This is a genomic window from Paraburkholderia dinghuensis (assembly GCF_003837865.1).
Taxonomy (GTDB): Bacteria; Pseudomonadota; Gammaproteobacteria; order Burkholderiales; family Burkholderiaceae; genus Paraburkholderia; species Paraburkholderia dinghuensis.
The window spans coordinates 69,244-94,794 of record NZ_RQIS01000022.1 but is presented as its reverse complement, the minus strand read 5'-3'; the positions used below and the strand labels follow the sequence as shown (position 1 = coordinate 94,794).

Genomic DNA, 25,551 nt, shown 5'->3' with positions numbered 1-25,551 from the left:
TAGTGCGGATTGCCCGTGTGAAAGTAGGTAATCGTCAGGCTCCTTACCCAGCAAAACCCCGGCCCTAAAAAGCCGGGGTTTTTGCTTTCGTATGCAGAAATCGTGGGGTTACGAGTCAACTCCACGAGTCGACTCCCGCGACCCGTGCCGCAGATCGCGTTGACGGAAGGCAAGCCGCGAGTCGGCGACTCGCGTGCGGGGGCTCAGTGCCTGCGGCGTACTCGGTCGAGCACATGATGCTCGGCCAGCCAGTGATGCATCATGCCTTCGCCGTCGTGATCTTTTCGGTAAGCCCGGGATTCGAAAATCGAAAGCCCTACCAGCACCAGTAGACCCACGGCGAGGCCAATCAGGCCCGCAATACTTTCGGCATCCATGGCAGCCTCCTTCGGTTGCAGCCATGTTGCTATCTTAGGTCAGCGGTGCGCAGGAAAAAATACTCGGTGGCGGGCGAGCAGGATCGCGCCACGGCGCGCCGAACGTGAAACGGCAGCAGTTTGAAAGGATTGGGCCCAATGCTTCGAGTTGTTCTGGCGGTCGCACTGGCCGCGTTGCTTTCCGCGTGCGCCGCCGACGATAGGGCGAGCAGGCACAACGGACCGCCGCCACACGATCCGCCGGACTACCACGGCGTTCCGACCGACGACCGCCCACCGATGATGATCGACAATCTCCCACCGGCTGAGTAACGGCGCAGATCGTCTTACTGAAGTTGAGCGGCAGCAGGGCGGATAGCGTTGGCAATTCGGGGCACTAGTGGCGAGAGCGTCAATCCCCGTGCGGCCATAAAGATCAGTAGGGCTGCCCACAGCCCGTGATTGCCGAACGGGCCGACCAGTACCCACGACGCGGCCAGGAATATGGCGAGCGAAATTGCCATTGAGCGCATCAATTCGTGCGTTCGCGTCGCGCCGATGAACACGCCGTCGAGCAAAAAGCCCCAAACGGATATGAGCGGCGACAGCGCCGCCCAAGGTAGGAATCGTTCCGCGGCCACTCGCACGGCGGTCTGATCGGTCAGTTGCTCGATGATCCAACTTCCCGTGCCCCAATACGCCAGCGAAAATCCAAACGCCCCGAGCACTGACCAGAGCAGATTGACTCTCACCGCCTGTCGGAACGCCTGTCGGTCGCGTGCGCCGATGGCCGCGCCGACGAGGGCTTCGGCCGCATGCGCGAAGCCGTCGAGTCCATATGCCATGAACGTCTGAAAATTCAGAAGCAGCGCATTGGCGGCAAGGATCGCGTCGCCTTGCTTTGCCCCGAGATGCACGAACCATCCGAACGATCCAAGCAGGCAAATCGTGCGCAGGAAGATGTCGCGATTGATCGTGATGAGCCGCTTGATCGCTGCGGGCTCAAACATGGTGCCAACACGAAATGGTGCCAATCCGCGAGGGCGCAGATGCCAGAGCACAACCGCGCCGAATACGAAGCCGAGCGCGTCGGCGGTGGCCGTCGCTGCGCCGATGCCCTCGACACCCCAGCCGAAACCGTACACGTACAGCAGCACCGCAATCACATTGGCGAGGTTGATGCATATCTGTGTCGCGAGCGCGACGCGTACGCGTTGCGTACCGAGCAGATAGCCGAGCACGACATAGTTCGCGAGCGCGAACGGCGCCGAGCCAACACGCGCCTGGCAGTACGCCCGGGCGATGCGTTGCACCTCACCGCTTCCGCCAATCAGTGCGAGTGCGTAGCGCATCAGCGGCCCTTGCACGAGCAGGATGATGCCGCCGATTACGAACGCAAGCATCAGCGCACGGACGACACTGGCGCGCAACGCGTCGCGGTCACCAGCGCCGAGCGCCTGGGCGACGAGCCCGGTTGTGCCCATGCGCAGGAATCCGAAGCCCCAGAACACGAAGTTGAAGAACAGCCCGCCGAGTGCCACACCGCCAAGATCTGCTGCGCTGCCCAGATGTCCGGCTACGGCAGTATCGACAGCGCCGAGAATCGGTTGGGTGAGGTTGGCGAGGACGATGGGAAACGCGAGCGTCAGTACACGGCGATGCCAGCCGCGGTGCGCGGGAAGGGCGGGGCGATCGCTCAACCGCGTTCCTGCACGCAGACCCACGGCGATACGACGACCGCCCACAACTCCGGGTTGCGTGCTGCATAGTCGGCTGCGGTGGCGGCTTGCATCCGCTCGACGAGCCCCGCCGATAGCCATTGGGTGACGCGTGGCGTCTCATCGTTAGAGATGGCCTCGGCGACACTGACGAGATCGAGATCGCGCGCTACCCAAAGCAGCTTGCCTTGCGCAAAGAAACGTTCTAGATCCTGCCAGTCGATCTTTGCTGTCTCGCCAAGCAGCTTGGCGTAAAGGGGACTGGGCGTGGCGTCGGGAGTAGTCATGGTCGTGGGGGAACAGTTGCGGCCGATACTATAAACGATCGGGCGGGCGTTGCCAGCGTGGACGCGTGCTGCGCCCGGCAGATCGAACAATAATATTAATACTGAATCTATTCCCGCTTTAATCGTAGAAAACCATAAATCTATAAAGGCGTTTCAGTCCGGCTGACTCGCGTTAGTTAAATGGTCTCATTCGTGCGTTTGCGCACCAAATGCTAATTCCAGCAAAGCCGCAATACAGGCGCATCTCGATGCAGCTCAAACCGGACGTCGATGGTGCAGCAACTGTAAGCTCGAGTCACGATGAACGGCGCGCCTATCAAGGCGCTCAATGATTTGTATTGCTTCTGTAAGCAATGATCGAGGTGTTCCCGGCAGGTATCTCTGCAGTTATTTCGGCATCCTGAATCGATGCTGAAAATCGGAGCGTTCCATAATCGGTGCGCCGCGACACATTTTCGATCGAATTAAGTGATTGCATCGCCCTGAGGCCGTTGATAGATTCCAGATCGGCGCATGGTAAACCGGTCCTTTGCCGATATGCGCCAAACCCCCGTTAGCCCGGCGAAACGCCGGGCTTTTTTTTCGCCTGCCTGGACCTGCGCGAGCGCGCTCAACGTGGCGGAAGATTGCGCGCCGGATCGACCGACTGGCCCTGGTAGCGCAACTCGAAATGGAGCATCACGCGGTCGTTGTCGGTGCCGCCCATCTGCGCGATTTGCTGACCTTGAGTGACCGTCTGCCCTTCCTTAACGAGCAGCGCGTGATTGTGCGCGTACGCCGTCAGGTAATCGCCGTTGTGTTTGATGATCAGTAGGTTGCCATAGCCGCGCAGGCCGTTGCCTGCATAGACGACCTTCCCTGCCGCTGCCGCGACCACAGGCGTACCTTCTGCATTGGCAATGTCGATTCCCTTCGAATCCTTTCCGTCAAACCCGCGAATTACCTTGCCGTTTGCTGGCCAGACAAGCGAGATCGACGCAGCGGGCACGGCCGCTGGCGTGGGCGTATTGTCGGGCGCGGCTGCGACGGGCGCCGGACGGCGCGCGCGCGGCGGGCTGCTGGTTGCGGCCGCCGTCGATGTTGACGTGCGAGCAGGAGGTGCTACGCGCAGGACCTGCCCGACTTCGATGGCGTCGGGGTTCGAGAGTCCGTTCCAGCGCACGATGCTCTGCACGGACTGGCGGTTATCGCGTGCAATTTTGTTTAACGTGTCTCCACGCTCCACGCGGTAGAAACCCGGCCCGACCGGCGGCAACCCGCACGCGGCGAGCAGCACAACCAACGCTGCATAGGCGATCCCTCTCATTCCCTTTGTCAACACTGAAGCCAACATTGAACCTCGCTAGACGCTGCCGGGCGGTGGTGCCGCGTCGGCAAAAGGTCTGATTTTAGCGGGTTCGCCCGCGCGGACGTTGTTGCGCCCCCGATTCGGCTGCATGTCGGTGAGCGCGGCGCATTACGAGATGTGACGTGTGAGCTTCCGGTGAGGGCGTCCACGCGAATGCGCCTCTGGAGACGTCGAGAATGTTCTGCTGGGGGCTCATTCCCGTGACATCGTACGAAGGCGGTGGGAAAGAGGGCGGAGGAGCCGTGAACGCGAGTCCGGCGTCCGTTCCCGATGCGTGATAACCCTCGTCGGGAAAGCTTGGGTATGGCGGAGGATGTTCGGGGCGGATAATCGGCCCTCATTGTGCGGAGGCGCACGGTGATTTTGCAGGAGGCTTCCATGGATCTCGCCATGGCAATGAGCACGGCCCTGTTCGGACTCTTCGTCGGTGGCAGCGCATATTTTCTCTACAAGATGACTCGCTGAGCCCAGCGTTCCGGGCGCCTACGCGCTCGAGTCTCCCACCCTTTGGCACATCCGTCCGGTCCCATTTTCCGCGATCACGCTCCGTCGACCTCCAGCGGTTCCCGTTTTTCGCTCGGCCAGGAACTTGTTGCGACGCCGTAAATTCCCCGACAATTTCGTGTCGATACTTGGCGCTGCAAGGCGGCCCCGGCATAATCGGTGCGCTTCGCCGCGACAGCATGACTGCGGTCCGGCGCCACGTTCACCCATTTCGAGGATCCGCGCGTGAGTCTCTGGTTTCTACTGTTCCTGAGCGTGCTGCAGGGCGTCACCGAACTCTTCCCCGTGAGCAGTCTTGGCCACACGCTGCTCGTGCCGGCGCTCTTCGGCATGCACATGGACAAGCATGCGCCGCAACTGCTGCCGTTTCTCGTCGCGCTGCATCTCGGCACGGCGGTTGCGCTTCTCTGGTATTTCCGCGAGCGCTGGGTCGCGCTGATTCGCGGCTTTTTCGGTTCGCTGGCAGGCCACAAGAGCGACGATGGCCACATGATGTGGGCGCTCATCATCGGCACGATTCCGGCGGGTCTCGTTGGGCTCGTGCTCGAAAAGCGCATCGAGGTGCTCTTTCACGATCTGCGCATCGTGGCCGCCGCGCTCATGATCAACGGCGTGCTGCTGTGGTTTGGCGACCGCTTGCAGCGCGCGCGCATGCATCGTGCGCCCGAGAAGCTCACGTTCCGTCAGGCGTTTCTAGTGGGGCTCGCACAGATCGGCGCACTGGTTCCGGGGTTTTCGCGCAGCGGTCTCACGATGATCGCGGGCAACGCCGCAGGCCTCACGACCGAGAAGGCCGCCGAGTTCTCGTTCCTGCTCGGCACGCCGATCATCTTCGCCGCGGGGCTGCTTGAATTGCCCAAACTTTTTCATGCGCGTGACCAGCTGATGACGGCCGTTGTCGGCGGCGTGCTCACGGGCATTGCCGCGTGGCTCAGCGTGCGTTTCCTGATGCGCTATTTCGAGGGCCGCGGGCGCCTCGCATCGTTCGGCGTGTACTGTGTGATTGCAGGTGCAATCTGCCTCGGCTGGTTCATGCTGCATCAGCAGCCGGTTTGACGCGGCGCGTACGGGGCAGGGCCGGCGCGAGTCGATCGCGGTATAATCCACGCCCGTCTTCCTGCGCTTGGCGCGCCAAGTGGGGCGGGCTTACGCGACAGTAGCTCAGCTGGATAGAGCATCGGCCTTCTAAGCCGAGGGTCGGGGGTTCGAGCCCCTCCTGTCGCACCAAGGCTTCCGAAGGGTTGCACGGCATTCTGCCTGCAACCCTTTTTCGTTTTGGATGGCCGGCCGTATCGCCTACCGAAGGATGCTCTCCGCGATCCCCGTCACCACACAGAAGACGACGACCCAAAGCGGCGCCACCTTCCATCGCGTCAACAGGAGGAACCCGAGGCATGCGATGGCGAAATCCGCTTGCGACCGGACTGCGCTTGTCCAGACCGGCGAATAAAGCGCGGCGGCCAGCAGACCCACGACCGCTGCGTTCACGCCGGCAAGCGCCGCCGACATTGCAGGTCGCGCTCGCAGCGCCTGCCACCATGGCAGCGCTGCAACGACGAGCAGCAAGCCCGGCAGAAAGATCCCAACAGTAGCCAGCAGCGCGCCACTCCAGTGATTGGGCGGCTCGGCCCTCATCCAGCCGAGAAAGGCCGCAAACGTGAAGAGCGGCCCAGGTACGGCCTGCGCCGCTCCGTAGCCGGCAAGAAAGTCACCTGGCGCGACCCAGCCCGTAGCGACGGTCTCATGCTGCAGCAAGGGCAGCACGACATGCCCGCCGCCGAAGACGAGCGCGCCGGACCGATAGAACGCCTCGAACACGCGCACGCCCTGCGCGACAACGCCTTCACCGAACACGGGAAGGCCAAAAAGCGGCGCGCAAAAGGCAATCAACGCGGCAATGCCCGCCGTTCGCGACACGTGAAATTCGTCGGTATGCGAACGCACGACGCCTGGCGCCTCGGTGCTATTCGTTCGGCAAAGCGCGAGACCGAGCAATGCACCCGAGCCGATCACGACAAGTTGCGCGTATGCGGTCGTCAGAAGGGACAGCCACGCGAGCGAGACGAGCGCGATTGCTGCGCGGCGACGGTCGGGACACAGACGCCGCGCCATGTCCCATACGGCCTGTGCAACGACCGCAACCGCTACGAGTTTCAGACCGTGAACGGTCCCCTCGCCAATCGGTCCGCCCAGATCGGGCGCTACGGCCGCGAAGGCCAGCATGACGAACACCGATGGCAGCGTGAAGCCACACCAGGCCGCCAGTCCACCGGCCCACCCCACCCTGAGCACCCCGATCGCAAAGCCTGTCTGACTGCTGGCCGGTCCCGGCAGGAACTGGCAGAGCGCGACGAGATCGGTGAACGTCTCGTCGTCGAGCCAGCGGCGGCGCTCGACAAACTCGCGGCGAAAGTATCCGATGTGGGCGATCGGGCCGCCAAAGCTCGTTACCCCAAGCCTGAGGAACGCGACAAGAACCTCGAAAACGCGGCTGGCGTGAGACGGGCGCAGCGGCGACATTTCTTCAGTATCCATACCTTGAAGGGCTGGTTTCAGAGATACCAATCCTAACGTTGGCAGGTGACGAGCAACTACTTTCCGATTGTATGAAGGTCGAACGTCGATGAGCCATGTCGTTCGTGGGAGGCTGGCGCGTGGGACTACGCACGTTCTCGCGAATACCGACTACATGCGTTCACGCCGCGCAAGCCATAGCACGCTTGCTTCGGCGTTGCCGCGCGTTGCGCTAACGCGCTGAGGGCGTCCGCCAGGAAAACACCAGGACTGCTAGTGGCCCGCTGAGGGCCTCAGTCGTCACGCGTAAACGACCACGCTGCATGCGATGGCGAAAGCGACGAACGAGACGACGATGTATCTTGCGCCATTGCGCGGCCACGCTGCAGGCATGTGCGATATGGAAGCATGCGGGATATTTTGGTCCGGTGCGACGGCGTATGGTCCGCTCACGAAATGCGCGACGATCGCCATCAGGCCGGCACCGATAAGTGCAAGCATAAAGGCGAAGAATCGTAGCGCAGTGAAGTAGTCCATGACGGAAACGCCCTTCGTCGGCGTAAGAGTAGAGCCTGTAGAGCGTAAGGGGCGACGATGAATGGCGCTATCGGATGGGTCTGAAAACGAAGTCGGTGCTCGTGCTCCGGGAGGGCAGTCACCGAGAGGTAATGAAAATAGGGCCCGTGATATCCTTTTTGAGATCCGATTGAGTTGCGATTGCCCGTCAAGGAGAACACGCGATGCCGACGTACACACGAATCCTGTGCGGTTTAAGCGTGGCACTGCTGCTCGCCACTAGCGCGAGTGTCGCCAGCGCCAGCAATTTTGGCTTTCTGAATAACACGCCGGCCTCGTATATGACTTCGGCGGACTACGACTCGCTCAGGAAGGCAGTGCGCGCGGCTGTCGACGAGAAGCAGGACGGTGAGAGCACGACATGGACAAACGAAGGGTCGCGCAATAGCGTGGAGATCGACGCGACTATCACGGTGACGAAAACCGATAAGGATGGTGACAAAACGTGCCGCTCAACGGAGGTCGTGATCAACGCGAAGGGGCAGTCCATGACGCTGCGTCCGCATTTCTGCCGCCAGGGGACGGGCACGTGGGTCTATCAGAAGCCGCATTGAGCGTGGTGACGGGGAAGATCGTTTCGTGCGGTACCGTGCTGCTCGATCCCGCGGGTCGCGTGCTGCTCGCGCACGCGACGGGCACGAACCACTGGGACATTCCGAAAGGGCAGGGCGAGCCCGGTGAAACCGAGGCTCAAAGCGCGTTGCGGGAGATGGTCGAGGAGACTGGCATCGCGCTCGATCCGTCGCGGCTCACGGATCTGGGGCGTTATGTCTATCGACGCGACAAGGATCTGCACCTGTTCGTCGCGCGCGCCTTGCAGGATGAACTTGATCTTTCGCGTTGCGTTTGCACGTCAATGTTCCCGCGTCGCGAGGACGGTGTGATGATCCCGGAGATGGACGCCTGGCGCTGGATCGCTCCTGCCGAGGTCGCGCAGTACGCAAGCCGCAGTCTCACGCGGCTCTTCGAGACGACGCTCTCGCTCGCGCAACTGCATCGCATGCTGTGAATATGTCGCGGCGCGTTTTTGCGTCGACGCCCGGCCAACAAAAAAGCCGCTGCGCGAGTCGCTCAGCGGCTTTTTTTCGTGCCCGATGTTCCGGGTGCCAGGTATCGCGGGCTTATTTCGCCCAGCTGTCGCGCAGGCCGACGATGCGGTTGAACACCGGCTGACCAGGCTTCGAATCGACGCGATCCGCGACGAAGTAGCCATGGCGCTCGAACTGATAGCGGTCTTCCGGGGCGGCGTCGCGCGCGCCCGGTTCGAGATACGCCTCGACGACGCGCTTCGAATCCGGATTGATCGCCTCCAGAAAATCGCGTCCGCCTGCATCGGGTTGCGGTTCGCGGAATAGGCGGTCGTAGAGACGCACTTGCGCGGGGCACGCGTGCGACGCGCTCACCCAGTGGATGTTGCCCTTCACCTTGTAGTTATTCGCGCCTTCGGTGCCCGACTTGCTGTCCGGGAAGTAGTTGCAGTGGACGGCGATTACGTTGCCGTTCTCGTCCTTGTCCGCGCCCGTGCATTCGATGACGTAGCCATAGCGCAGACGCACCTTGTTGCCCGGGAACAGCCGGAAGTAGCCCTTGGGCGGCGTTTCGTTGAAGTCTTCACGCTCGATCCACAGCTCGCGCGAGATCGGGAACGTGCGCAGCCCGCGCTCCGGATGGTGCGGATGCACGGGTGCCGTGCAGTCCTCGGTCTGGCCTTCCGGATAGTTGTCGATGATGAGCTTGAGCGGGTCGAGCACGGCGGTCGTGCGCGGCGCTTTCTCGTCGAGGTCATCGCGCAGCGCGCCTTCGAACACGCTCATGTCGATCCACGAATCGACCTTCGTCACGCCGATGCGCTCGCAGAACAGCTGAATGCCCTCGGGCGTGAAGCCGCGACGGCGCACACCGACGATGGTGGGCATGCGCGGATCGTCCCAGCCGTCGACGTGACCTTCGTTCACGAGCTGCAGCAGCTTGCGCTTGCTCGTGATCGCGTACGTGAGGTTCAGGCGCGAAAACTCGATTTGCTGCGGGAGCGGGCGCGTGAAAACGCCGGCGTCGGCGAGTTCGTTCAGCACCCAGTCGTAGAGCGGACGATGGTCTTCGAATTCCAGCGTGCAGAGCGAGTGCGTGATGTTTTCGAGCGCGTCCGAGATGCAGTGCGTGTAGTCGTACATCGGATACACACACCACTTGTCGCCCGTGCGATAGTGATGCGCGAAACGGATGCGGTAGATCACCGGGTCGCGCATGTTGAAGTTCGGCGACGCCATGTCGATTTTCGCGCGCAGCACGTGTGCGCCTTCCGCGAATTCACCGGCCTTCATGCGGCGGAAGAGGTCGAGGTTTTCCTCGGCCGTCCGGTCGCGGAACGGCGAGTTCTTGCCCGGCTCGGTGGCCGAGCCGCGGTTCGCGCGCATCTCGTCCGGTGACTGGCTGTCCACATAAGCCTTGCCGCGCTGGATCAGCAATTCGGCGAATTCGTAGAGCTTGTCGTAGTAGTCGCTCGCGTAGTAGAGGTGCTCGTTGTCGTCCTTCTTCCACTCGAAGCCGAGCCACGTCACCGCGTCGATGATCGAGTTGACGTATTCGACGCTTTCCTTTTCGGGGTTCGTGTCGTCGAAGCGCAGATGGCACACGCCGCCGTAGCTCTTCGCGACGCCGAAGTTCAGGCAGATGCTCTTCGCGTGGCCGATGTGCAGATAGCCGTTCGGCTCAGGCGGAAAGCGCGTCTCTACGCGCTGGCCCCACTTGTCCGAGCGGTTGTCGTCGTCGATGATATTGCGGATGAAATTTGAGGCCGCGGGCGCGTCGTTGCGCTCGGCGTCTTTGCGTTCGATGTTCATGCGAAAAGAGGAAGATCGTTCGAGGGCGCGATTTCGAAGGAATCCGCACGCCCGGGTAGTGGTTTTCCATTCTACCTGACGCAACCGGCCGAGGCAGCCCTTGCGGATGGCGCGGATGCAACGGTGGTGAACGGGAGCCTGAACGGCGTCCCAAACAAGGAAAGGACAGGGGAGCAGCGATGAAAGAACAACAAAAGGTCCTGGTGTTGCCGGGCTACATGAATTCCGGCCCGGGACATTGGCAGACGCGCTGGGAAGACGCCCACGCGGGCTTTTCGCGCGTGCAGATGCCCGACTGGGACCATCCTGAATGCGACGCCTGGTGTCGCGCACTCGAATCGGCAGTGGGCGCGGCGACTGACGCGGGCGGCCGCGTGCTGCTGGCGGCCCACAGCCTCGGGTGCCTGACCGTCGCCCACTGGGCCGCGCGGGGCGCCAGCGCAGCGCGGCTCGCGCGGGTGGCGGGGGTGCTGTTCGTCGCGGTGCCGGACCCGCATGGCCCCAACTTTCCCGCCGATGCTCACGGCTTCGACCCGGTTCCGTTCGTTCCGCTGCCGTTCGCGAGCATCGTCGTCGCGAGCAGCGACGACCCCTACGGTGGCGTGCCTTTCGCCGAACGCTGCGCCAGGGCGTGGGGCAGCCGCTGCATTGGGATAGGCGCACGCGGACACATCAACGCGGAAAGCGGCCTCGGCGACTGGCCGCAGGGTCTCGAATGGCTCCAGTCGATGGGGCACTGAAGCGAGGGCGGCATGCCGCCCTCGCGTGCCCTCAAAGCACGCCCTTGTCGCGAAGGGCCGCGACCTGGCCCGCGTCGTAGCCGAGCACCTCGCGCAGGACCGCATCGGTGTGTTCGCCGAGCGTCGGGGGATGGCGCTCCACGCGCGGCGGCGTTTCGCTCATGTTGATGGGGTTGCGCACGAGCCGCGCCGTCCCGCCGGACGGATGCGGCACGTCCACCTGCATGCCGCGCGCGATCACCTGTTCGTTAGCGAAGACTTCCGCCAGATCGTTGATCGGCCCGCACGGCACACCCGCCGCTTCGAGCGCGGCGATCCACTCCGCCTTCGTGCGCGAGCGGATCATGTCCGCGACGATCGGCACGAGCGTGTCGCGGTTGCGCACGCGCTCGGGATTCGTCGCAAAACGCTCGTCGTCGGCGAGTGCGGGTTGGCCGCCGATTTCCACGAACTTGCGGAACTGCCCGTCGTTGCCCACGGCGAGGATGATCCAGCTATCGCTCGTCTGGAACGCCTGGTAGGGCACGATGTTCTGATGCGCGTTGCCCCAGCGCACGGGCGCCTTGCCGCTCGCGAGGTAGTTCGAGTTCATGTTCGCGAGCATCGCCACCTGCACGTCGAGCAGCGCCATGTCGATGTACTGGCCGACGCCCGTACGGTCGCGGTGCGCGAGCGCCGTGAGCACGGCGATGGTCGCGTACATGCCCGTCATGAGGTCCGCGATTGCGACGCCAGCCTTTTGAGGACCGCCGCCCGGCAGGTTGTCGCGCTCGCCGGTGATGCTCATGAAGCCGCCCATGCCCTGGACGATGAAGTCGTAGCCCGCGCGCGACGCATAGGGACCGGTCTGGCCGAAACCCGTCACCGAGCAGTAGACGATGTCCGCCTTCACGGCGCGCAGCGATTCGTAGTCGAGGCCGTACTTCTTCAACTGCCCGGCCTTGTAGTTCTCCATCACGACGTCGCTTTGCGCGGCGAGTTCGCGCACGATGCGCTGGCCCTCGGGCGTCGAGATGTCGACGGTCACCGAACGCTTGTTGCGGTTCGCGGCGAGGTAGTAGGCCGCCTCGGCGGTGTCCTGGCCGTCGGGCGTCTTCAGGTACGGGGGGCCCCAGTGGCGCGTATCGTCGCCGGCGCCGGGGCGCTCGACCTTGATCACGTCGGCGCCGAAATCGGCGAGGGTCTGCGCGCACCAGGGCCCCGCGAGCACGCGGGTCAGGTCCAGTACGCGGATATGGCTGAGAGCGCCCATACGGTGTCGTCCAATGTTGTTGTGCGGCTGGCCGGGCGTACAAGAAAACCTGGCGCTCGGTGGATGTCGGCATCTTACGCGATCCCGTGATCATCGGCCAATTTTCGGTACGATGTTTCGCTTAGCGGAACAATGGCGCTCCGATTCCGCACCTTCGCTCCGCGCGGACCGGTGCGAAATGGCATGCGATGTCGCGCAATCGCACGTCAGCCGGGCCGCGGCGCCGCGCGGGTGCGTCGATCCCGTATAATCGATCGATTCCGCAGCGACCGATGCGGGCGTGAACGGTTCGTTTAGCGCCCGGATAGCCGCTGATCGGACCGGAACGAACCCCGGACAGACTTCGCAAGAACCCAACCAGGACTGTCCCGCCGTCTCGCCGGCGCCTTCGTGCGCGGCCTGCCGGCTCCGGGGTCAGGACATACGCACAGGACGCATCCAAAGCACGCCATGAAAGCCGCCGAAATCCGCGAGAAATTCCTCAAGTTCTTTGAATCGAAGGGCCACACGATCGTGCGCTCGTCGAGCCTCGTGCCGGGCAACGACCCGACCCTGCTCTTCACCAACTCGGGCATGGTGCAGTTCAAGGACGTGTTCCTCGGCGCCGAGTCGCGTCCGTACTCGCGCGCGACCACCGCGCAGCGCAGCGTACGCGCGGGCGGCAAGCACAACGACCTCGAAAACGTCGGCTACACGGCGCGCCATCACACGTTCTTCGAGATGCTCGGCAACTTCTCGTTCGGCGACTACTTCAAGCGCGACGCGATCCACTATTGCTGGGAGCTGCTGACGAAGGTCTACATGCTGCCGGCCGACAAGCTCACGGTAACCGTCTACAAGGAAGACGACGAGGCCTTCGACATCTGGGCGAAGGAAATCGGCGTGCCTGTCGAGCGCATCATCCGCATCGGCGACAACAAGGGCGCGCGCTACGCGTCCGACAACTTCTGGCAGATGGCCGACACCGGTCCGTGCGGTCCGTGCTCGGAAGTGTTCTACGACCACGGTCCGGAAATCTGGGGCGGCCCCCCGGGATCGCCGGAAGAAGACGGCGACCGCTTCATCGAGATCTGGAATCTGGTGTTCATGCAGTTCAACCGCGATGCCCAGGGCAATATGACGCCGCTGCCCAAGCAGTGCGTCGACACGGGTATGGGGCTTGAGCGTCTCGCAGCGGTGCTGCAGCACGTGCACAGCAACTACGAGATCGACCTGTTCCAGACGCTCATCAAGGCGGCCGGGCGCGAAACGCACACGGCCGACCTCACGAACAACTCGCTGAAGGTCATCGCCGACCACATCCGCGCGTGCTCGTTCCTGATCGTCGACGGCGTGATTCCCGGCAACGAAGGCCGCGGCTATGTGCTGCGCCGCATCGTGCGCCGCGCGATCCGTCACGGCTACAAGCTCGGCCAGAAGAGCGCGTTCTTCAACAAGCTCGTGGCGGATCTCGTCGCGGAAATGGGCGCTGCCTATCCGGAACTCGCCGAAGCACAGCAGCGCGTGACCGACGTGCTGCGCCAGGAAGAAGAGCGCTTCTTCGAGACGATCGAGCACGGCATGTCAATCCTCGAAGGCGCACTCGCTGATCTCGACGCAAAGGGCGGCAAGGTGCTCGACGGCGAACTCGCGTTCAAGCTGCACGACACGTATGGCTTCCCGCTCGATCTTACGGCGGACGTTTGCCGTGAGCGCAACGTGACCGTCGACGAACCCGCGTTCGACGAAGCGATGGCGCGTCAGCGCGAACAGGCGCGCGCGGCCGGCAAGTTCAAGATGGCGCAGGGCCTCGAATACTCCGGCGCGAAGACCACGTTCCACGGCTACGAAGAGATCGTGTTCGACGACGCGAAGGTCGTCGCGCTCTACGTCGATGGTGCATCGGTCAATGAAGTGAAGACCGGCCAGGACGCCGTGGTCGTGCTCGACCACACGCCGTTCTACGCGGAATCGGGCGGCCAGGTCGGCGATCAGGGCGTGCTCGCGAATGCGAGCGTGCGCTTCGCGGTCGCGGATACGCTCAAGGTCCAGGCCGATGTGACCGGCCACCACGGCACGCTCGAACAGGGCACGCTAAAGGTGGGCGACGTCGTGAAGGCCGAGATCGACGCTATCCGCCGTGCCCGCACGCAGCGCAACCACTCGGCGACGCACTTGATGCATAAGGCGTTGCGCGAAGTGCTCGGCTCGCATGTGCAGCAGAAAGGCTCGCTCGTCGACGCCGACAAGACCCGCTTCGACTTCGCGCATAACGCGCCGATGACCGATGATGAAATCCGTCGCGTCGAGCAGATCGTCAACGCCGAAGTGCTGGCGAACGCGCCGGGCATCGTGCGCGTGATGCCGTTCGACGAAGCGGTGAAGGGCGGCGCGATGGCACTGTTCGGCGAGAAGTATGGCGACGAAGTACGCGTGCTCGACCTCGGCTTCTCGCGCGAACTCTGCGGCGGCACGCACGTCGCGCGCAGCGGCGACATCGGCCTCTTCAAGATCGTGATGGAAGGCGGCGTGGCCGCGGGTATCCGCCGTGTAGAAGCGATCACCGGCGACAACGCCGTGCGCTTCGTTCAGGATCTCGACGCGCGTATCAACGCGGCGGCGGCGGCGCTCAAGGCGCAGCCTGCCGAACTCACTCAGCGCATCGCGCAGGTGCAGGACCAGGTGAAGTCGCTCGAGAAGGAACTCGGTGCGCTGAAGTCGAAGCTCGCTTCGAGCCAGGGCGACGAACTCGCGGGCCAGGCGATCGAAGTCGGTGGCGTGCATGTGCTGGCGGCGACGCTCGAAGGTGCGGACGCGAAGACGCTGCGCGAGACTGTCGACAAGCTCAAGGACAAGCTCAAGAGCGCAGCAATCGTGCTGGCGGCCGTCGAAGGCGGGAAGGTGAGCCTGATCGCGGGCGTGACCGCCGAGGCGAGCAAGAAGGTCAAGGCCGGCGAACTCGTGAACTTCGTCGCGCAGCAGGTGGGCGGCAAGGGCGGTGGACGTCCTGACATGGCGCAGGCGGGCGGCACCGAGCCGGCCAACCTGCCGGCCGCGCTCGCGGGTGTGAAGGGCTGGGTCGAGGCGAAGCTGTAACGCACGAACCGGTTTTCGGGTTCAGGTAAGCAAAAAGGGCTGCCCGTGAGGGCAGCCCTTTTGTTTGGTCCGTCAAGTATCGTGTGCAAAGCGGCAGGGACAGCGCCGTTGCCCCACAACGTGTGCCGGTCGCGCTCAGGCGTGTTCGGCGTTCTCGAACAGAATATTGTTTTCCAGATGGATGTGTTCCATCAGGTCTTCGCGCAGCGCGCGCAGACCGACGTAGAGCGCACGCCAGGTATTGCAGGCCCCCTGCGGCAACGTGATGTTGTTGGTTAGCTCGGCAAGGTGCTGCAGCGCTTCACCGTGGCCGTCGTGCTCCATGCGCATGACCTGGATCGGTCCGCCGGCCATGGGGCCCATGCCGCCTTTGATCATGGGGAACAGCACCTGCTCTTCCTTCTGCATGTGGCTTTCGAGTTCCTGGCGCATGGCATCGAGGTGGTCCGCGAGACCCGCCGGACAGTCGGGCCGGTCACCGTGGACGGTCTCCACGCGTCGCGCCAGTCGGGCCAGCTCGGGAAGCTGCTCGCGGTGGCGATCATGAAAGCGCACGAGGATGTGATCGATCAGTTCGGACGGGCTGGCCGTGCCCCAGTCGCGGTCGCCCGGCTCACGTTCCGCCTTCAGTGCCGCCAGTCGCGCGCCGATGGCATCGGCTTCCAGTCCCTTTTGCTGGGCGGCCTCGCGCAGCGTGATCTTGCCGCCGCAACAGAAGTCGAGATCGAACTCGTGGAATATATGCGTGGCGCCCGGAATCTGGCGGGCGAGCTGGCCGAGTGTCTGGTCCTGCAAAGTCATGCTGTTACTCCGTACTTGAGAAGGCCATCATCCTTAGCGAGTCGCGTGCCAGCTTCCAGCCCTATATGAATCAATTGGATAGCGCACGCATGGTAAGATTCACCCTTTGCAGATAGTGGTCTTATTTACCGCGGACGGTGAAAATCACCATGATGGATGCGCTGCTCCTCGCCGATCTCGTTGCCAATCTTCCGCAGGCGGTGCGCTTGCAGCGGCTGGTCAGTTCGTTGCGGGCGCACTTCTGCTGCGGCGCTGTGGCACTCCTGCGACTCGAGGAGGAACACTTGCGGCCGGTCGCCGTCGACGGGCTGGTTCGCGACACGCTCGGCCGCCGCTTCGCTGTGTCGCTGCATCCGCGGCTGGCGGCGATCCTGTCGCGTCGAGGCGTGACCCACTTTCATCACGATAGCGCCTTGCCCGATCCGTATGACGGACTGATCAACACCCACGTCGGCGAGCCACTGCCCGTGCACGACTGCATGGGCACGAGCCTGCAGATCGAAGGCGAGCCGTGGGGCGTGCTGACACTCGATGCGCTCGCCGTCGGCACGTTCGACGAGGCGGCGCAGGCCGAGCTGCAACACCTCTCCGTACTGGTCGAGGCCGCCATCCGCACCACCCGCCTCGAAGCTGAACTGCGCGCACTGCGCTTGACGCGCAACGAAGTTCCGGTCGCCGGCGCGGTTGTAGAAGAGGGCGACATCGTCGGGCAGGACCCGTCCATAACCCGGCTGCTGCACGAACTGGAAGTGGTGGCGGACTCGGAGCTACCGGTGCTGCTGCTGGGCGAGACCGGCGTCGGCAAGGAGCTGTTCGCGCACCGGTTGCATGCCATGTCGCGGCGACGCAAGCACGCGCTGGTGCACGTCAATTGCGCCGCGCTGCCCGAGACGCTGGCCGAGAGCGAACTGTTCGGCCATGTACGCGGTGCCTTTTCCGGCGCCACTGCCGATCGGCCGGGCCGCATCGAGGCCGCTGACGATGGAACGTTGTTCCTCGACGAAGTCGGCGAATTGCCGCTGCCGATCCAGGCCAAGTTGCTGCGGACCTTGCAGAACGGCGAGATCCAGCGACTCGGCTCCGACCGGCCACGCCGTGTGAACGTCCGCGTGATCGCCGCCACCAACCGCAACCTGCGCGAGCACGTTCGTGACGGTGCATTTCGCGCGGATCTGTACCATCGGCTGTCCGTCTACCCGATCCCCATCCCGCCGCTGCGCGAACGCGGCAATGATGTGTTGTTGCTCGCTGGTCGTTTCCTCGAGCTGAACCGGGCACGGCTTGGTCTGCGCAGCCTGCGCCTGTCGCCCGCCGCCGAGCAGGCATTCCGGCGCTACGACTGGCCGGGCAATGTGCGGGAGCTCGAACATGTGATCAGCCGCGCCGCGCTCAAGGCCGTGAGCCGGGGCGCGGACCGCAAGGACATCGTCACGCTGGAAACGGACGTGCTGGACCTCGACTACGTCGAGCTTTCTGCGCCGGCCAGCGAAAGCCCGGTACTCGATGCCGCCGCATCCGGTCCCGTCGTGTCTGTCCCCGCGGGGCTGACGCTGCGAGAGGTGGTCGACCACGCACAGCGCGAGTACATTGCCAGGGCGCTGGCTGCGCACGACGGTAATTGGGCTGCAGCGGCGCGAGCGCTGGGCGTGGATGCGAGCAATCTGCACAAGCTGGCGAAACGGCTAGGGCAGAAGTAGGCGCCTTCGGCATACAGGGTGTGTTGGAAGGATTCCTTACTTGAGGTAATCGAAACGAAGCTGTAACGCGCAACCGATTTCCCGGTCGATGTCAATGAGGGCTGCTCGCGAGGGCGGCCCTTTTTATTTGATTTATTGAGATGCCGGGGGAATTTGATGACCATCAGTTTTGATTCCGCTGTGACGATGATTTGACTATGTCTGACGTGCGTCGGAGTGCTCAATTTGAGACAGTTGCATATACATGCAATTCATTGAAATGGCGGGGAAACAAGTGAAATTTCATCTCGACGGAAGCACCAGGCTCAAAGTCCGGTCGCGCAGCACCACGATGATCCGCGCAGCCTGTGCGGTGGCCTTCGCTTCGGTGGCGATCGCTGCGACCGTGCCTGTTTTGGCACACGCGGCCAGTTCGGACGCCGTGGAAGCATCGCGTGGCAGTCTGCCTGCCGGAGCGTTTGCGGTGGTCAATGGCGTCGCGCTGCCGCAGACGCAACTCGACGCGCTTGCGCAGGCGCTGGCGTTACGCACAGGGCAGCCTGTCACCGTTGATCTACGTGACTCGGCCAGGCAGCAACTGATCGTGCGTGAGGTGCTGCGCCAGGCGGCCGAAAAGGCAAGCTATGGCACGCGCCCGGAAGTGCAGGACGCCGCGCACGCGGCGGCAGTGGATGTCGAGACGCAACTGTACGTCCGGGATCACGCTCGCCCGGCACCCGTGACGGACGCCCAGGTGAAGGCTCGCTATGACGCGGCCGTGGCCACGTTGGGGCCGGTGGAATACAAGTGGCGCCTCATCACGGTGAGGGACGCAGCGGCAGCGCAGCGTGCGATGGCGGATTTGAAATCGGGGCAGGATTTCGGGGCGGTTGCGCTCGAGTACAGCACCGCACCGTCCAAGGGTGTGGGAGGCGAGATGCCGTGGGTCAGCTTCCCGCAACCGCTGACCGAGGGCAAGACACAGGGCTTGCCGCTGCCGCTCGCGCAGGCGATCGTGGCCCTGCCGGTTGGCGGAGTGACGCCTGAGCCGGTGCACGCAGGCGACGTGTGGTTCGTGGCAAAGCTCGACTCGAAGCGCGCAATGAAGGCGCCGGCGCTCAATCAGATCGCAGGTGATATCCGGCAGCAACTGGAGGCGGAGGCACAGGAGCAGGCGGTCACGCAACTGACCGAGTCGCTGTCGAGGGGCGCGACGGTCCAGCAGTAAGGATTAAGAACGGTTCGGACGCTCCGCTGCGGCGTGTCAGGCGATGTCTGCTCGAGCTTGTCGTCGCCGTAGCACGTTGGTTCGAGCCGGAATCGCTGACCTTGCCGCGTCGCTGATGGAGCGCGATGCGGCCGACGCCGAAGGAATGCAGTTGCTGGAAGCGGCGGTCGCACGTGATCCCGATGACGTCCACGCATGGACGAATCTGACAAGAGCGCTTCCGGACGGCGTCAATCTTGTCCGCGCACTCACGGCTGCCAAGCGATCAGCTTGGCCTGCGCGCGCTCCAGCGCTAAAGGAAGCGCAGCAGCGGGATGCTGCGTAACAGTTGCTTCGGGTGGCGTGTCAGGTCTCACCGAATGATCGCGAAGCTGGCAAACAGACCTGATGGATCCGCGACGGCCGCGTGATCGACCATCACACATCCCCTCGCTTCAGGGCGTGCGATTGAATGTCCCTGCAATCATTCCTTCCTCCATCTCGCGCTTCGTTCTGGTGCGCTATCTCTTTATTCGACTCCGCGGAATTGCCTGACAACGCAACGAGTTGATAAGCAATCCAATATTATTTAACAATTATCTGTAGTGCAATGCATTCGCGTTTGAGCCGGCGAGTGATCTTGCCCGGTCCATGGATTTGATGCATATCAAATCCATGGACCGGGGCGTCTCTGTTTTGAATATGTTTAACGGGTGTAAATAGGAGAAATCCGAGATACTGCTTAAACGTATTAAGAATTTACTTACGGATGCCGAAGTGAATTACACAGCTTGTGCGCGCACCCAGTAGGTGGGTTCGTCTTACGTGACGAGAGGCGACGCACGCGCAGCTTTCCTGTCGAAGTCGGCAGCATTGCACCAGGTTTGGGATTGCTTGTGGATTGGGTGGCATCGGAATGAACCAGGCATATCGACTCGTCTGGAGCGAAGAGCGGCCCGTGCAGCGGGCGTTCGGGACTGTCTCGTCAGCCGCGGCGTTAAAACCGGGGACAGTTCGGTCAGCCGGATAGGCAAGGCGGACCCTGTGACGACGGGCCGCCCGGAGGGACGAACGGCAGTCGCTATCGACCGCCTCGCACCGAACCGGCGCGTGACGATTGACGTGCGCGGCCAGCGGAACCAGTGAGATTGACGCTTCAACGATTGTGAGCAAGGAGGGATCATCCAATGCGCTTACCAGTGAGTGGATACGGCCAAGGGGATCCAGGGAGTGATGGTTCGACGGGGGAATCTTCCCGACCCGGGCTTTCGTTACTCGGCGCGGTGGACACCAATGCGCTGAATTTTGTCCGGATGACATCGGAACAGTGGGGCCTTGTCGTCGAACTGTATCCCTTCTTGCAGCCGAGGAGGAACAGAGGCAGGGGGCGTCCGCCGGTCGACGCACGCGCTGTTCTTGATGCTGTGATCTGGGTGATCTGCAGGGATACCGCGTGGCATAGCCTGGTAGGTACGGGCTACCCGCCGCATCAGACTTGCCATCGATATTTCCGGATCTGGTATCAGTGCGGGCTAATTGAAGTAGTACTGAATTGTCTGTTCGGCCAGAAAACCTGCGCTTACCTGTTGCACAAGGCCGAGGCCCGGATGCGGGGTCGGGTAAAAAAACCGCAGTGGTCATACCCGTGCTGGTCCACTGATGTTCGCGAGGAAAGTTGTGGCGGCACACATGACGCGGAGGTGCCGCCAGCGACGAAAGTTGCTATCGCAACACGATGTGTGGATTCGGTCACGGATCAGGAAGCACCTGCTCCGTGGCCGAAGTGGAAGTTGAATTTGCGTTGACTGTCCCAATATTCGAAGTGAGACGGCGCCGGAGAAGTCGACGACTGTAGCGGCTACTCTGCACAGCCATCCGACCAGATTCAACTACGGAGTGCGTACCATGAGCCAGCTCGCTTCCCCCAATTCGATCGACGACGGCTCGCCCGCGAGACGGAGCGATATTGCGCGATGCTCCATCTGCGCCATGCAGACGCTGTGCGTGCCACGGAATGTCGACAAGGCAACACTTGGCAGCCTCGAGAAGCTCATTCAAAGCGCGAGGTCGCTGCGCCGGGGTCAGTACGTCTACAGTTCCGACCATGAGGCGCGTTACCTGTTCGCGGTGCGCTCCGGCGCGGTCAAGACGATGGCGCGGACTCGCGACGGGCGAGAGCAGATCGTTGGCGTCCATCGACCAGGCGACGCGCTCGGGCTGGACGGGTTGGCGACGGGCACGTACGCGTTCGACGCCGTAGCGCTGCATGACACGACGGTCTGCCTCATTCCGTACAACCAGTTCCGGCAGATGTGCAACGAGATGCCGGCGGTTCAGCAGCGCCTCTTCGAAATAATGGGGCGCCAGCTTGTGCAGGTCGCGAACGGAAGGCTGAGTGCGTGCATGCAATCGGTCGAGGCGCGCGTCGTGGGTTTCTTTATCGAACTGGCGGAAAACAACGCAATGCGTGGCTTTTCGTCGAGAGAGTTCACGATGTATATGACGCGCGCCGAGGTCGGAAACTATCTGGGCACGACGCTGGAAACCGTGTGCCGCGTGATTTCAGCGCTCTCACGGGACGGCATTATCGAGGCCCACGGAAAGCGGATTCGCGTGCTCGATCCCGACCGGCTCAAAGCCCGTCTGGTTTCGCATGCAACGAAGCCCGAGCAGGTCACCGCCGATGCGGTCCGCGACGAGGAGTCCACGCTCGTCGATGAAGTGTGCGAGAGCGTCTAACCGGCGCGAGTACGGAACGCTCCGTACTTTGCGCTTCGGTTCAGGCGTGCGGCGCATCCACGGCTGATCCGGCAGCCACGTCGAGTGTCTGATTTTCTGCCGCGGCGAGATTGCTGTTCTTCAGCAACGCGTCGCGCAACGCCGCCAATGCCGGCGAAAAATGCCCGCGTCGCCACAGGAGCAGCGTGTCGATCTGCCCACGCTTGCCGAGCGAATGCACGGCCACGTCGTCCAGATTGCGCTGCAGTTCCAGCACCGAGCGCGGCGCGACGGCGACGCCCGCCCCCGCTGCCACGCACGCGACGATCGCGTGATACGAAGCGAGTTCGAGCACCCGGGTCGGCCGGATTCCGTGTTCGAGATACCACTTCTCGACGCAGCTCCGGTAGGTACAGCCGCGTTCGAACGCGATGAGCGTCGAAAGCGCGACGTCGCCGGGCTCGTGGATCGGGCGATGGCCGCGCGGGGTCAGCATCACGAGTTCTTCACGGTAGACCGGCATGGACTCGAACACCTCGGTCTCCGGCGGACCGTCGAGTGGCTCGGCGATCAGCGCGGCGTCCACCTCGAATTCCCGCACGCGTTCGAGCAGAAAACCGGTCGTGCCGGTTTCCAGTTCGAGCGTGACATCGGGCCACGCCTGGTGATAGCGGGCGAGCACGCCGGGCAAGCGGCTCGCGGCGGTACTCTCCATCGTGCCGAGACGCAGCCGCCCCGAAGGCTTCCCGGCTTTCATCGCGTGGCGCGCTTCGTCGGCGAGCGCCAGGAGCCGCTCGGCGTAGGGCAGGAGCGTGTGACCGGCGGGCGTCAGCACGAGGCGCCGGCCGTCACGCGTGAAGAGTTCGGCACCGAGTTGCGCTTCGAGTTGCTTGATGCGCGTCGTCACGTTCGACTGCACCCGGTTCAGCTTCGTGGCGGCCCGGGTGACGCCGTTTTCACGGACGACCGCCCGGAAGATTGCGAGTGCGGCGAGATCCATGATTCTCTCTCCGGAATGAATTGGTTCATCATAATTCATTTTTCGTGAACGATTCCGTTGGTTAAGATGGTCGGATGCGGCTTCGCGCCCGGGGGCCGCGCGTTCCCCTTTTTCCGCCGACCATGAACGATTTCGCCTCCCGCCCAACCGCTACGCGCACCGGATTGCGCGGTCCCGATCCCGCACGCCGCACCGCGCTCGCCTGTATGGTCACGCTGGCGGTGGCGCTCGGCGTCGGGCGCTTTGCGTTCACGCCACTCCTGCCATTGATGCTGCATGGCGGCGGCCTCGATCTGCGCCACGGCGGGTGGCTCGCGTCGCTGAACTACGCGGGGTACTTCATCGGCGCGGTGAGCTGCGTGGTGCTTCGGCTGCCGCACGCGAAGATCGTCCGCGCGGGACTCGTCACGACGGTGCTGCTGACTATCGCGATGGGGCTCACGCGGCAGTTCTGGATCTGGGCGGTAGTGCGTTTCGTGGCGGGCATGGTGAGCGCGTGGACCTTCGTGTTCGCGTCGCAGTGGGGCCTGCGGCGGCTCACCGAACTGAGCGCGCCCGCGTGGGGCGGCGTGATCTACACGGGGCCGGGTCTCGGCATCATCGCGACGGGGTTGCTCGTCAGCGCGGCGGGCGGGCTGGGCGCTGCGGCAGGATGGATCGGCTTCGGCGTGATCTGCGCGATTCTCGCGGCGCTCGTCTGGCCGGTTTTCGGCGACGAACTCCCCAAGCCGCGCGAGGCAGCCGCGTCGGGCGGCAGCGGTTCGCAGCAAGGCACGAGGGCCGACGGCACGCGCTCCGGCCAGCCGCGAACGGCGCAGGCGCATGCCGACAACCGCCGCGCCGATATTGTCTGGCTCACGCTGCTCTACGGCGTGCCCGGCTTCGGCTACATCATCACCGCGACCTTCCTGCCGGTGATCGCGCGCCATGCGTTGCCGGGCTCAGCCTGGCCCGACCTGTTCTGGCCGATGTTCGGCATGGCGTTGATCGTGGGCGCGCTGGGCGCCGCGCGCCTGCCGCAGCACTGGGACAACCGGCTGATGCTCGCGGGCTGCTACGTGCTGCAGTCAGTGGGTATCGCGCTCGGCATCGTCTGGCCGAACGCGGTGGGTTTCTCGCTCGGCAGTGTTCTGATCGGCCTGCCGTTCACGGCCATCACGCTCTTCGCGATGCGCGAGGCGCGTTTGTTGCGCGGCGAGCGCGCGGCGGCCCTGATGGGCTACGCGACGGCCGCCTACGGCATCGGCCAGATCGCGGGTCCGCTCGTGGCCGCGCCACTCGCGGCATCGACGGGTTCGTTCTCGCCGTCGCTGGGACTCGCCGCTGGTGCACTGCTTACCGGCGCGGCGGGTCTCGTGTGGCGCACGCGCGTTTCGAGGCACGCCCGGAGTCAGACGAGCGCGTGACGTGCGCTGGCGGCGCATCGGACGATGCTGATGGCGGCGAAGGTGGTGTCGCCAGACACGCCCGACACGCCATTCACGCCATTCACGCCATTCACGCCATTCACGCCAGACACGCCAGACACGCCAGACACGCCAGACACGCCAGACACGCCAGACACGCCAGACACGCCAGACACGCCAGACACGCCAGATGCGCCAGATGCGCCAGATGCGCCAGATGCGCCAGATGCGCCGGGTGAGGTTCGCTGCGCCGCGGATATCGGTATCGCCCGGCGATTCAACGTGACCGCCACCGGACCACGTCAAGGTGCGCACCGCCCACCGACCGCCGCCCCGATCACGCTCTACCGCTCTAAAATAGCCCCTCGTCGCCTGACGAAAAGGGCGAGCGGGCGCGCCCGAATCCACGCGATCCACACCTGACCATCCATGAGCGAATACCAGTTTTGCCCTCGTTGCGCGTCGCGGCTCACCGAGCGCGCTGACCCGGCCCACGAAGGCGGCCGCGTGCGGCTCGCCTGCCCGGACCTCGCCTGCGGCTACGTTCACTGGGACAATCCGCTGCCTGTTGTCGCCGCGATCGTCGAGTACGAAGGGCGTGTCCTGCTCGCGCGCAATGCGGCCTGGGCCGAGGGTGTGTTCGCGCTCATCACCGGTTTCCTCGAAAACGGCGAGACACCGGAGGAGGGCATCGCGCGTGAGGTCATGGAGGAAACGTCGCTGCGTGTTGAAAGCACGGAACTCATTGGCGTCTACGAGTTCATCCGCAAGAACGAACTGATCATCGCGTATCACGTCCGCGCGACGGGCACGATTGCGCTTTCGCCGGAACTGCTCGAATACCGGCTTGTTGAACCCGCAATGTTGCGTCCGTGGCGCGCGGGTACCGGCCAGGCGCTCGGCGAGTGGATGCGCCGGCGTGGCCTGCCGTTCGAATTTGTCGAGCGGCCCGGCCAGTGACGCCAGCCGCGCACGCCATGATCCTCACTCCAAACCCAACCCCTCATATCCGATGAACCGACCCGTCGCCATTGCACGTAGCGATTACGTCCACTTTCTGCCCATCACCACCCGATGGATGGACAACGACGTCTACGGCCACGTGAACAACGTCGTCTACTACAGCTACTTCGATACCGTCGTGAACGAGTATCTGATCCGCGCGGGCGCGCTCGACATCGAGCACGGCACGACGATCGGGCTCGTCGTCGAAACGCAGTGCAGTTACTTCGCGCCGCTCGTGTTTCCGGACCGTGTCGAGGCGGGATTGCGGGTCGCGCGGCTCGGTTCGTCGAGCGTGCGCTACGAAGTCGGGCTCTTTCGCGAGGGCGAGACGCAGCCCGCCGCGCAGGGCCACTTCGTGCATGTCTATGTCGACCGCGCGACGCGGCGACCGGTCGGCGCGCTGCCTGCTGCGTTGCATGCCGCGCTCGCGCCGCTCGCAGTGACGACGGGCGGTGACAACGCTTCGGCCACGTCAGCCGTGCCACGTGGCTGAGCGCCCCACTCGCGCCCACCCGCGCCGCGCGTGAA

The 25,551-nt window shown here is 63.7% G+C and carries 23 protein-coding genes and 1 tRNA gene; 13 read left to right on the top strand and 11 right to left on the bottom strand.

What is annotated here, in order from left to right:
- Nucleotides 1–203: 203 nt before the first annotated feature.
- From D1Y85_RS27235 to D1Y85_RS23645, 4 genes are all read right to left on the bottom strand, one after another.
- Entirely contained in the window at nt 204–377 is a 174-nt protein-coding gene (locus D1Y85_RS27235; RefSeq protein ID WP_185219104.1) for a hypothetical protein, read from the bottom strand.
- A gap of 326 nt (nt 378–703) precedes the next feature.
- Nucleotides 704–2,056, bottom strand: coding sequence for an MATE family efflux transporter (locus tag D1Y85_RS23655; protein ID WP_185219105.1), 1,353 nt, complete (start codon nt 2,054–2,056; stop codon nt 704–706).
- Nucleotides 2,053–2,361 (bottom strand): DUF2288 domain-containing protein, encoded by a 309-nt coding sequence (locus tag D1Y85_RS23650; RefSeq protein WP_124153504.1) that lies wholly within the window; start codon nt 2,359–2,361, stop codon nt 2,053–2,055. The genes D1Y85_RS23655 and D1Y85_RS23650 overlap by 4 nt, the downstream gene beginning before the upstream one ends.
- A 610-nt stretch (nt 2,362–2,971) precedes the next feature.
- Nucleotides 2,972–3,667 (bottom strand): peptidoglycan DD-metalloendopeptidase family protein, encoded by a 696-nt coding sequence (locus tag D1Y85_RS23645; RefSeq protein ID WP_425466978.1) that lies wholly within the window; start codon nt 3,665–3,667, stop codon nt 2,972–2,974.
- Between the two features lie 771 nt (nt 3,668–4,438).
- On the opposite strand from D1Y85_RS23645, the gene D1Y85_RS23640 reads away from it, so the two are divergent.
- Nucleotides 4,439–5,269 carry an undecaprenyl-diphosphate phosphatase gene (locus D1Y85_RS23640; protein WP_124153502.1) on the top strand — a complete coding sequence of 277 codons (831 nt, stop codon included), beginning with the start codon at nt 4,439–4,441 and terminating at the stop codon, nt 5,267–5,269.
- Between the two features lie 94 nt (nt 5,270–5,363).
- Nucleotides 5,364–5,440: transfer RNA gene (locus D1Y85_RS23635), tRNA-Arg, on the top strand.
- 69 nt (nt 5,441–5,509) lie between these two features.
- Here D1Y85_RS23635 and chrA read toward each other — a convergent pair.
- Together chrA and D1Y85_RS23625 are read right to left on the bottom strand one after the other, a co-directional pair.
- Nucleotides 5,510–6,748 (bottom strand): chromate efflux transporter, encoded by a 1,239-nt coding sequence (gene chrA / locus D1Y85_RS23630; protein WP_124153501.1) that lies wholly within the window; start codon nt 6,746–6,748, stop codon nt 5,510–5,512.
- A gap of 279 nt (nt 6,749–7,027) precedes the next feature.
- Nucleotides 7,028–7,264, bottom strand: coding sequence for a hypothetical protein (locus tag D1Y85_RS23625; RefSeq protein WP_124153500.1), 237 nt, complete (start codon nt 7,262–7,264; stop codon nt 7,028–7,030).
- Between the two features lie 203 nt (nt 7,265–7,467).
- Here D1Y85_RS23625 and D1Y85_RS23620 point away from each other — a divergent pair, with 203 nt between their 5' ends.
- Together D1Y85_RS23620 and D1Y85_RS23615 are read left to right on the top strand one after the other, a co-directional pair.
- Nucleotides 7,468–7,857, top strand: a complete 390-nt coding sequence (locus D1Y85_RS23620; protein ID WP_124153499.1) for a hypothetical protein — start codon at nt 7,468–7,470, stop codon at nt 7,855–7,857.
- Nucleotides 7,833–8,312 carry an NUDIX hydrolase gene (locus tag D1Y85_RS23615; protein WP_425466977.1) on the top strand — a complete coding sequence of 160 codons (480 nt, stop codon included), beginning with the start codon at nt 7,833–7,835 and terminating at the stop codon, nt 8,310–8,312. Before D1Y85_RS23620 ends, D1Y85_RS23615 begins: the two co-directional genes overlap by 25 nt.
- Before the next feature lie 112 nt (nt 8,313–8,424).
- Here D1Y85_RS23615 and D1Y85_RS23610 read toward each other — a convergent pair whose 3' ends face one another.
- Nucleotides 8,425–10,143, bottom strand: coding sequence for a glutamine--tRNA ligase/YqeY domain fusion protein (locus D1Y85_RS23610; protein ID WP_124153498.1), 1,719 nt, complete (start codon nt 10,141–10,143; stop codon nt 8,425–8,427).
- Between the two features lie 179 nt (nt 10,144–10,322).
- Between D1Y85_RS23610 and D1Y85_RS23605 the strand changes: the two genes are divergently transcribed.
- The gene (locus tag D1Y85_RS23605; protein WP_124153497.1) at nt 10,323–10,883 is read left to right on the top strand and encodes an RBBP9/YdeN family alpha/beta hydrolase; all 561 of its coding nucleotides are present in this window, start codon (nt 10,323–10,325) and stop codon (nt 10,881–10,883) included.
- Nucleotides 10,884–10,914: 31 nt separating this feature from the next.
- On the opposite strand, the gene D1Y85_RS23600 is transcribed toward D1Y85_RS23605, so the two are convergent.
- Nucleotides 10,915–12,135 (bottom strand): CaiB/BaiF CoA transferase family protein, encoded by a 1,221-nt coding sequence (locus D1Y85_RS23600; RefSeq protein WP_124153496.1) that lies wholly within the window; start codon nt 12,133–12,135, stop codon nt 10,915–10,917.
- Nucleotides 12,136–12,585: 450 nt separating this feature from the next.
- Between D1Y85_RS23600 and alaS the strand changes: the two genes are divergently transcribed.
- Nucleotides 12,586–15,210: an alanine--tRNA ligase gene (alaS, locus tag D1Y85_RS23595; protein ID WP_124153495.1), complete on the top strand. Its 2,625-nt coding sequence runs from the start codon at nt 12,586–12,588 to the stop codon at nt 15,208–15,210.
- Nucleotides 15,211–15,345: 135 nt separating this feature from the next.
- Here the strand turns inward: alaS and ytfE are convergent, their stop codons facing one another.
- The gene (ytfE, locus tag D1Y85_RS23590) at nt 15,346–16,011 is read right to left on the bottom strand and encodes an iron-sulfur cluster repair protein YtfE (protein WP_124153494.1); all 666 of its coding nucleotides are present in this window, start codon (nt 16,009–16,011) and stop codon (nt 15,346–15,348) included.
- Nucleotides 16,012–16,160: 149 nt separating this feature from the next.
- On the opposite strand from ytfE, the gene norR reads away from it, so the two are divergent.
- The 4 genes from norR (at nt 16,161) to D1Y85_RS23570 (ending at nt 21,633) form a co-directional block, all read left to right on the top strand.
- On the top strand, nt 16,161–17,708 hold the full coding sequence (gene norR, locus D1Y85_RS23585) for a nitric oxide reductase transcriptional regulator NorR (RefSeq protein WP_124153493.1): 1,548 nt from the start codon (nt 16,161–16,163) through the stop codon (nt 17,706–17,708).
- 274 nt (nt 17,709–17,982) lie between these two features.
- Entirely contained in the window at nt 17,983–18,915 is a 933-nt protein-coding gene (locus D1Y85_RS23580) for a peptidylprolyl isomerase (protein WP_185219103.1), read from the top strand.
- A gap of 1,166 nt (nt 18,916–20,081) precedes the next feature.
- Nucleotides 20,082–20,699 carry a transposase gene (locus D1Y85_RS28145; protein ID WP_124153491.1) on the top strand — a complete coding sequence of 206 codons (618 nt, stop codon included), beginning with the start codon at nt 20,082–20,084 and terminating at the stop codon, nt 20,697–20,699.
- Nucleotides 20,700–20,799: 100 nt separating this feature from the next.
- Nucleotides 20,800–21,633, top strand: coding sequence for a cyclic nucleotide-binding domain-containing protein (locus D1Y85_RS23570; protein WP_124153490.1), 834 nt, complete (start codon nt 20,800–20,802; stop codon nt 21,631–21,633).
- A gap of 40 nt (nt 21,634–21,673) precedes the next feature.
- Here D1Y85_RS23570 and D1Y85_RS23565 read toward each other — a convergent pair whose 3' ends face one another.
- Nucleotides 21,674–22,612 carry a LysR family transcriptional regulator gene (locus tag D1Y85_RS23565; RefSeq protein WP_124153489.1) on the bottom strand — a complete coding sequence of 313 codons (939 nt, stop codon included), beginning with the start codon at nt 22,610–22,612 and terminating at the stop codon, nt 21,674–21,676.
- A gap of 122 nt (nt 22,613–22,734) precedes the next feature.
- Between D1Y85_RS23565 and D1Y85_RS23560 the strand changes: the two genes are divergently transcribed.
- The gene (locus D1Y85_RS23560; protein WP_246025032.1) at nt 22,735–24,018 is read left to right on the top strand and encodes a YbfB/YjiJ family MFS transporter; all 1,284 of its coding nucleotides are present in this window, start codon (nt 22,735–22,737) and stop codon (nt 24,016–24,018) included.
- Here D1Y85_RS23560 and D1Y85_RS23555 read toward each other — a convergent pair.
- Nucleotides 24,003–24,140 (bottom strand): hypothetical protein, encoded by a 138-nt coding sequence (locus tag D1Y85_RS23555; RefSeq protein ID WP_221410333.1) that lies wholly within the window; start codon nt 24,138–24,140, stop codon nt 24,003–24,005. The genes D1Y85_RS23560 and D1Y85_RS23555 overlap by 16 nt on opposite strands.
- Nucleotides 24,141–24,447: 307 nt before the next feature.
- Here D1Y85_RS23555 and D1Y85_RS23550 point away from each other — a divergent pair, with 307 nt between their 5' ends.
- Entirely contained in the window at nt 24,448–24,978 is a 531-nt protein-coding gene (locus tag D1Y85_RS23550; RefSeq protein WP_124153488.1) for an NUDIX domain-containing protein, read from the top strand.
- Between the two features lie 52 nt (nt 24,979–25,030).
- Nucleotides 25,031–25,516, top strand: coding sequence for an acyl-CoA thioesterase (locus D1Y85_RS23545; protein ID WP_124153487.1), 486 nt, complete (start codon nt 25,031–25,033; stop codon nt 25,514–25,516).
- Nucleotides 25,517–25,551: the final 35 nt, after the last annotated feature.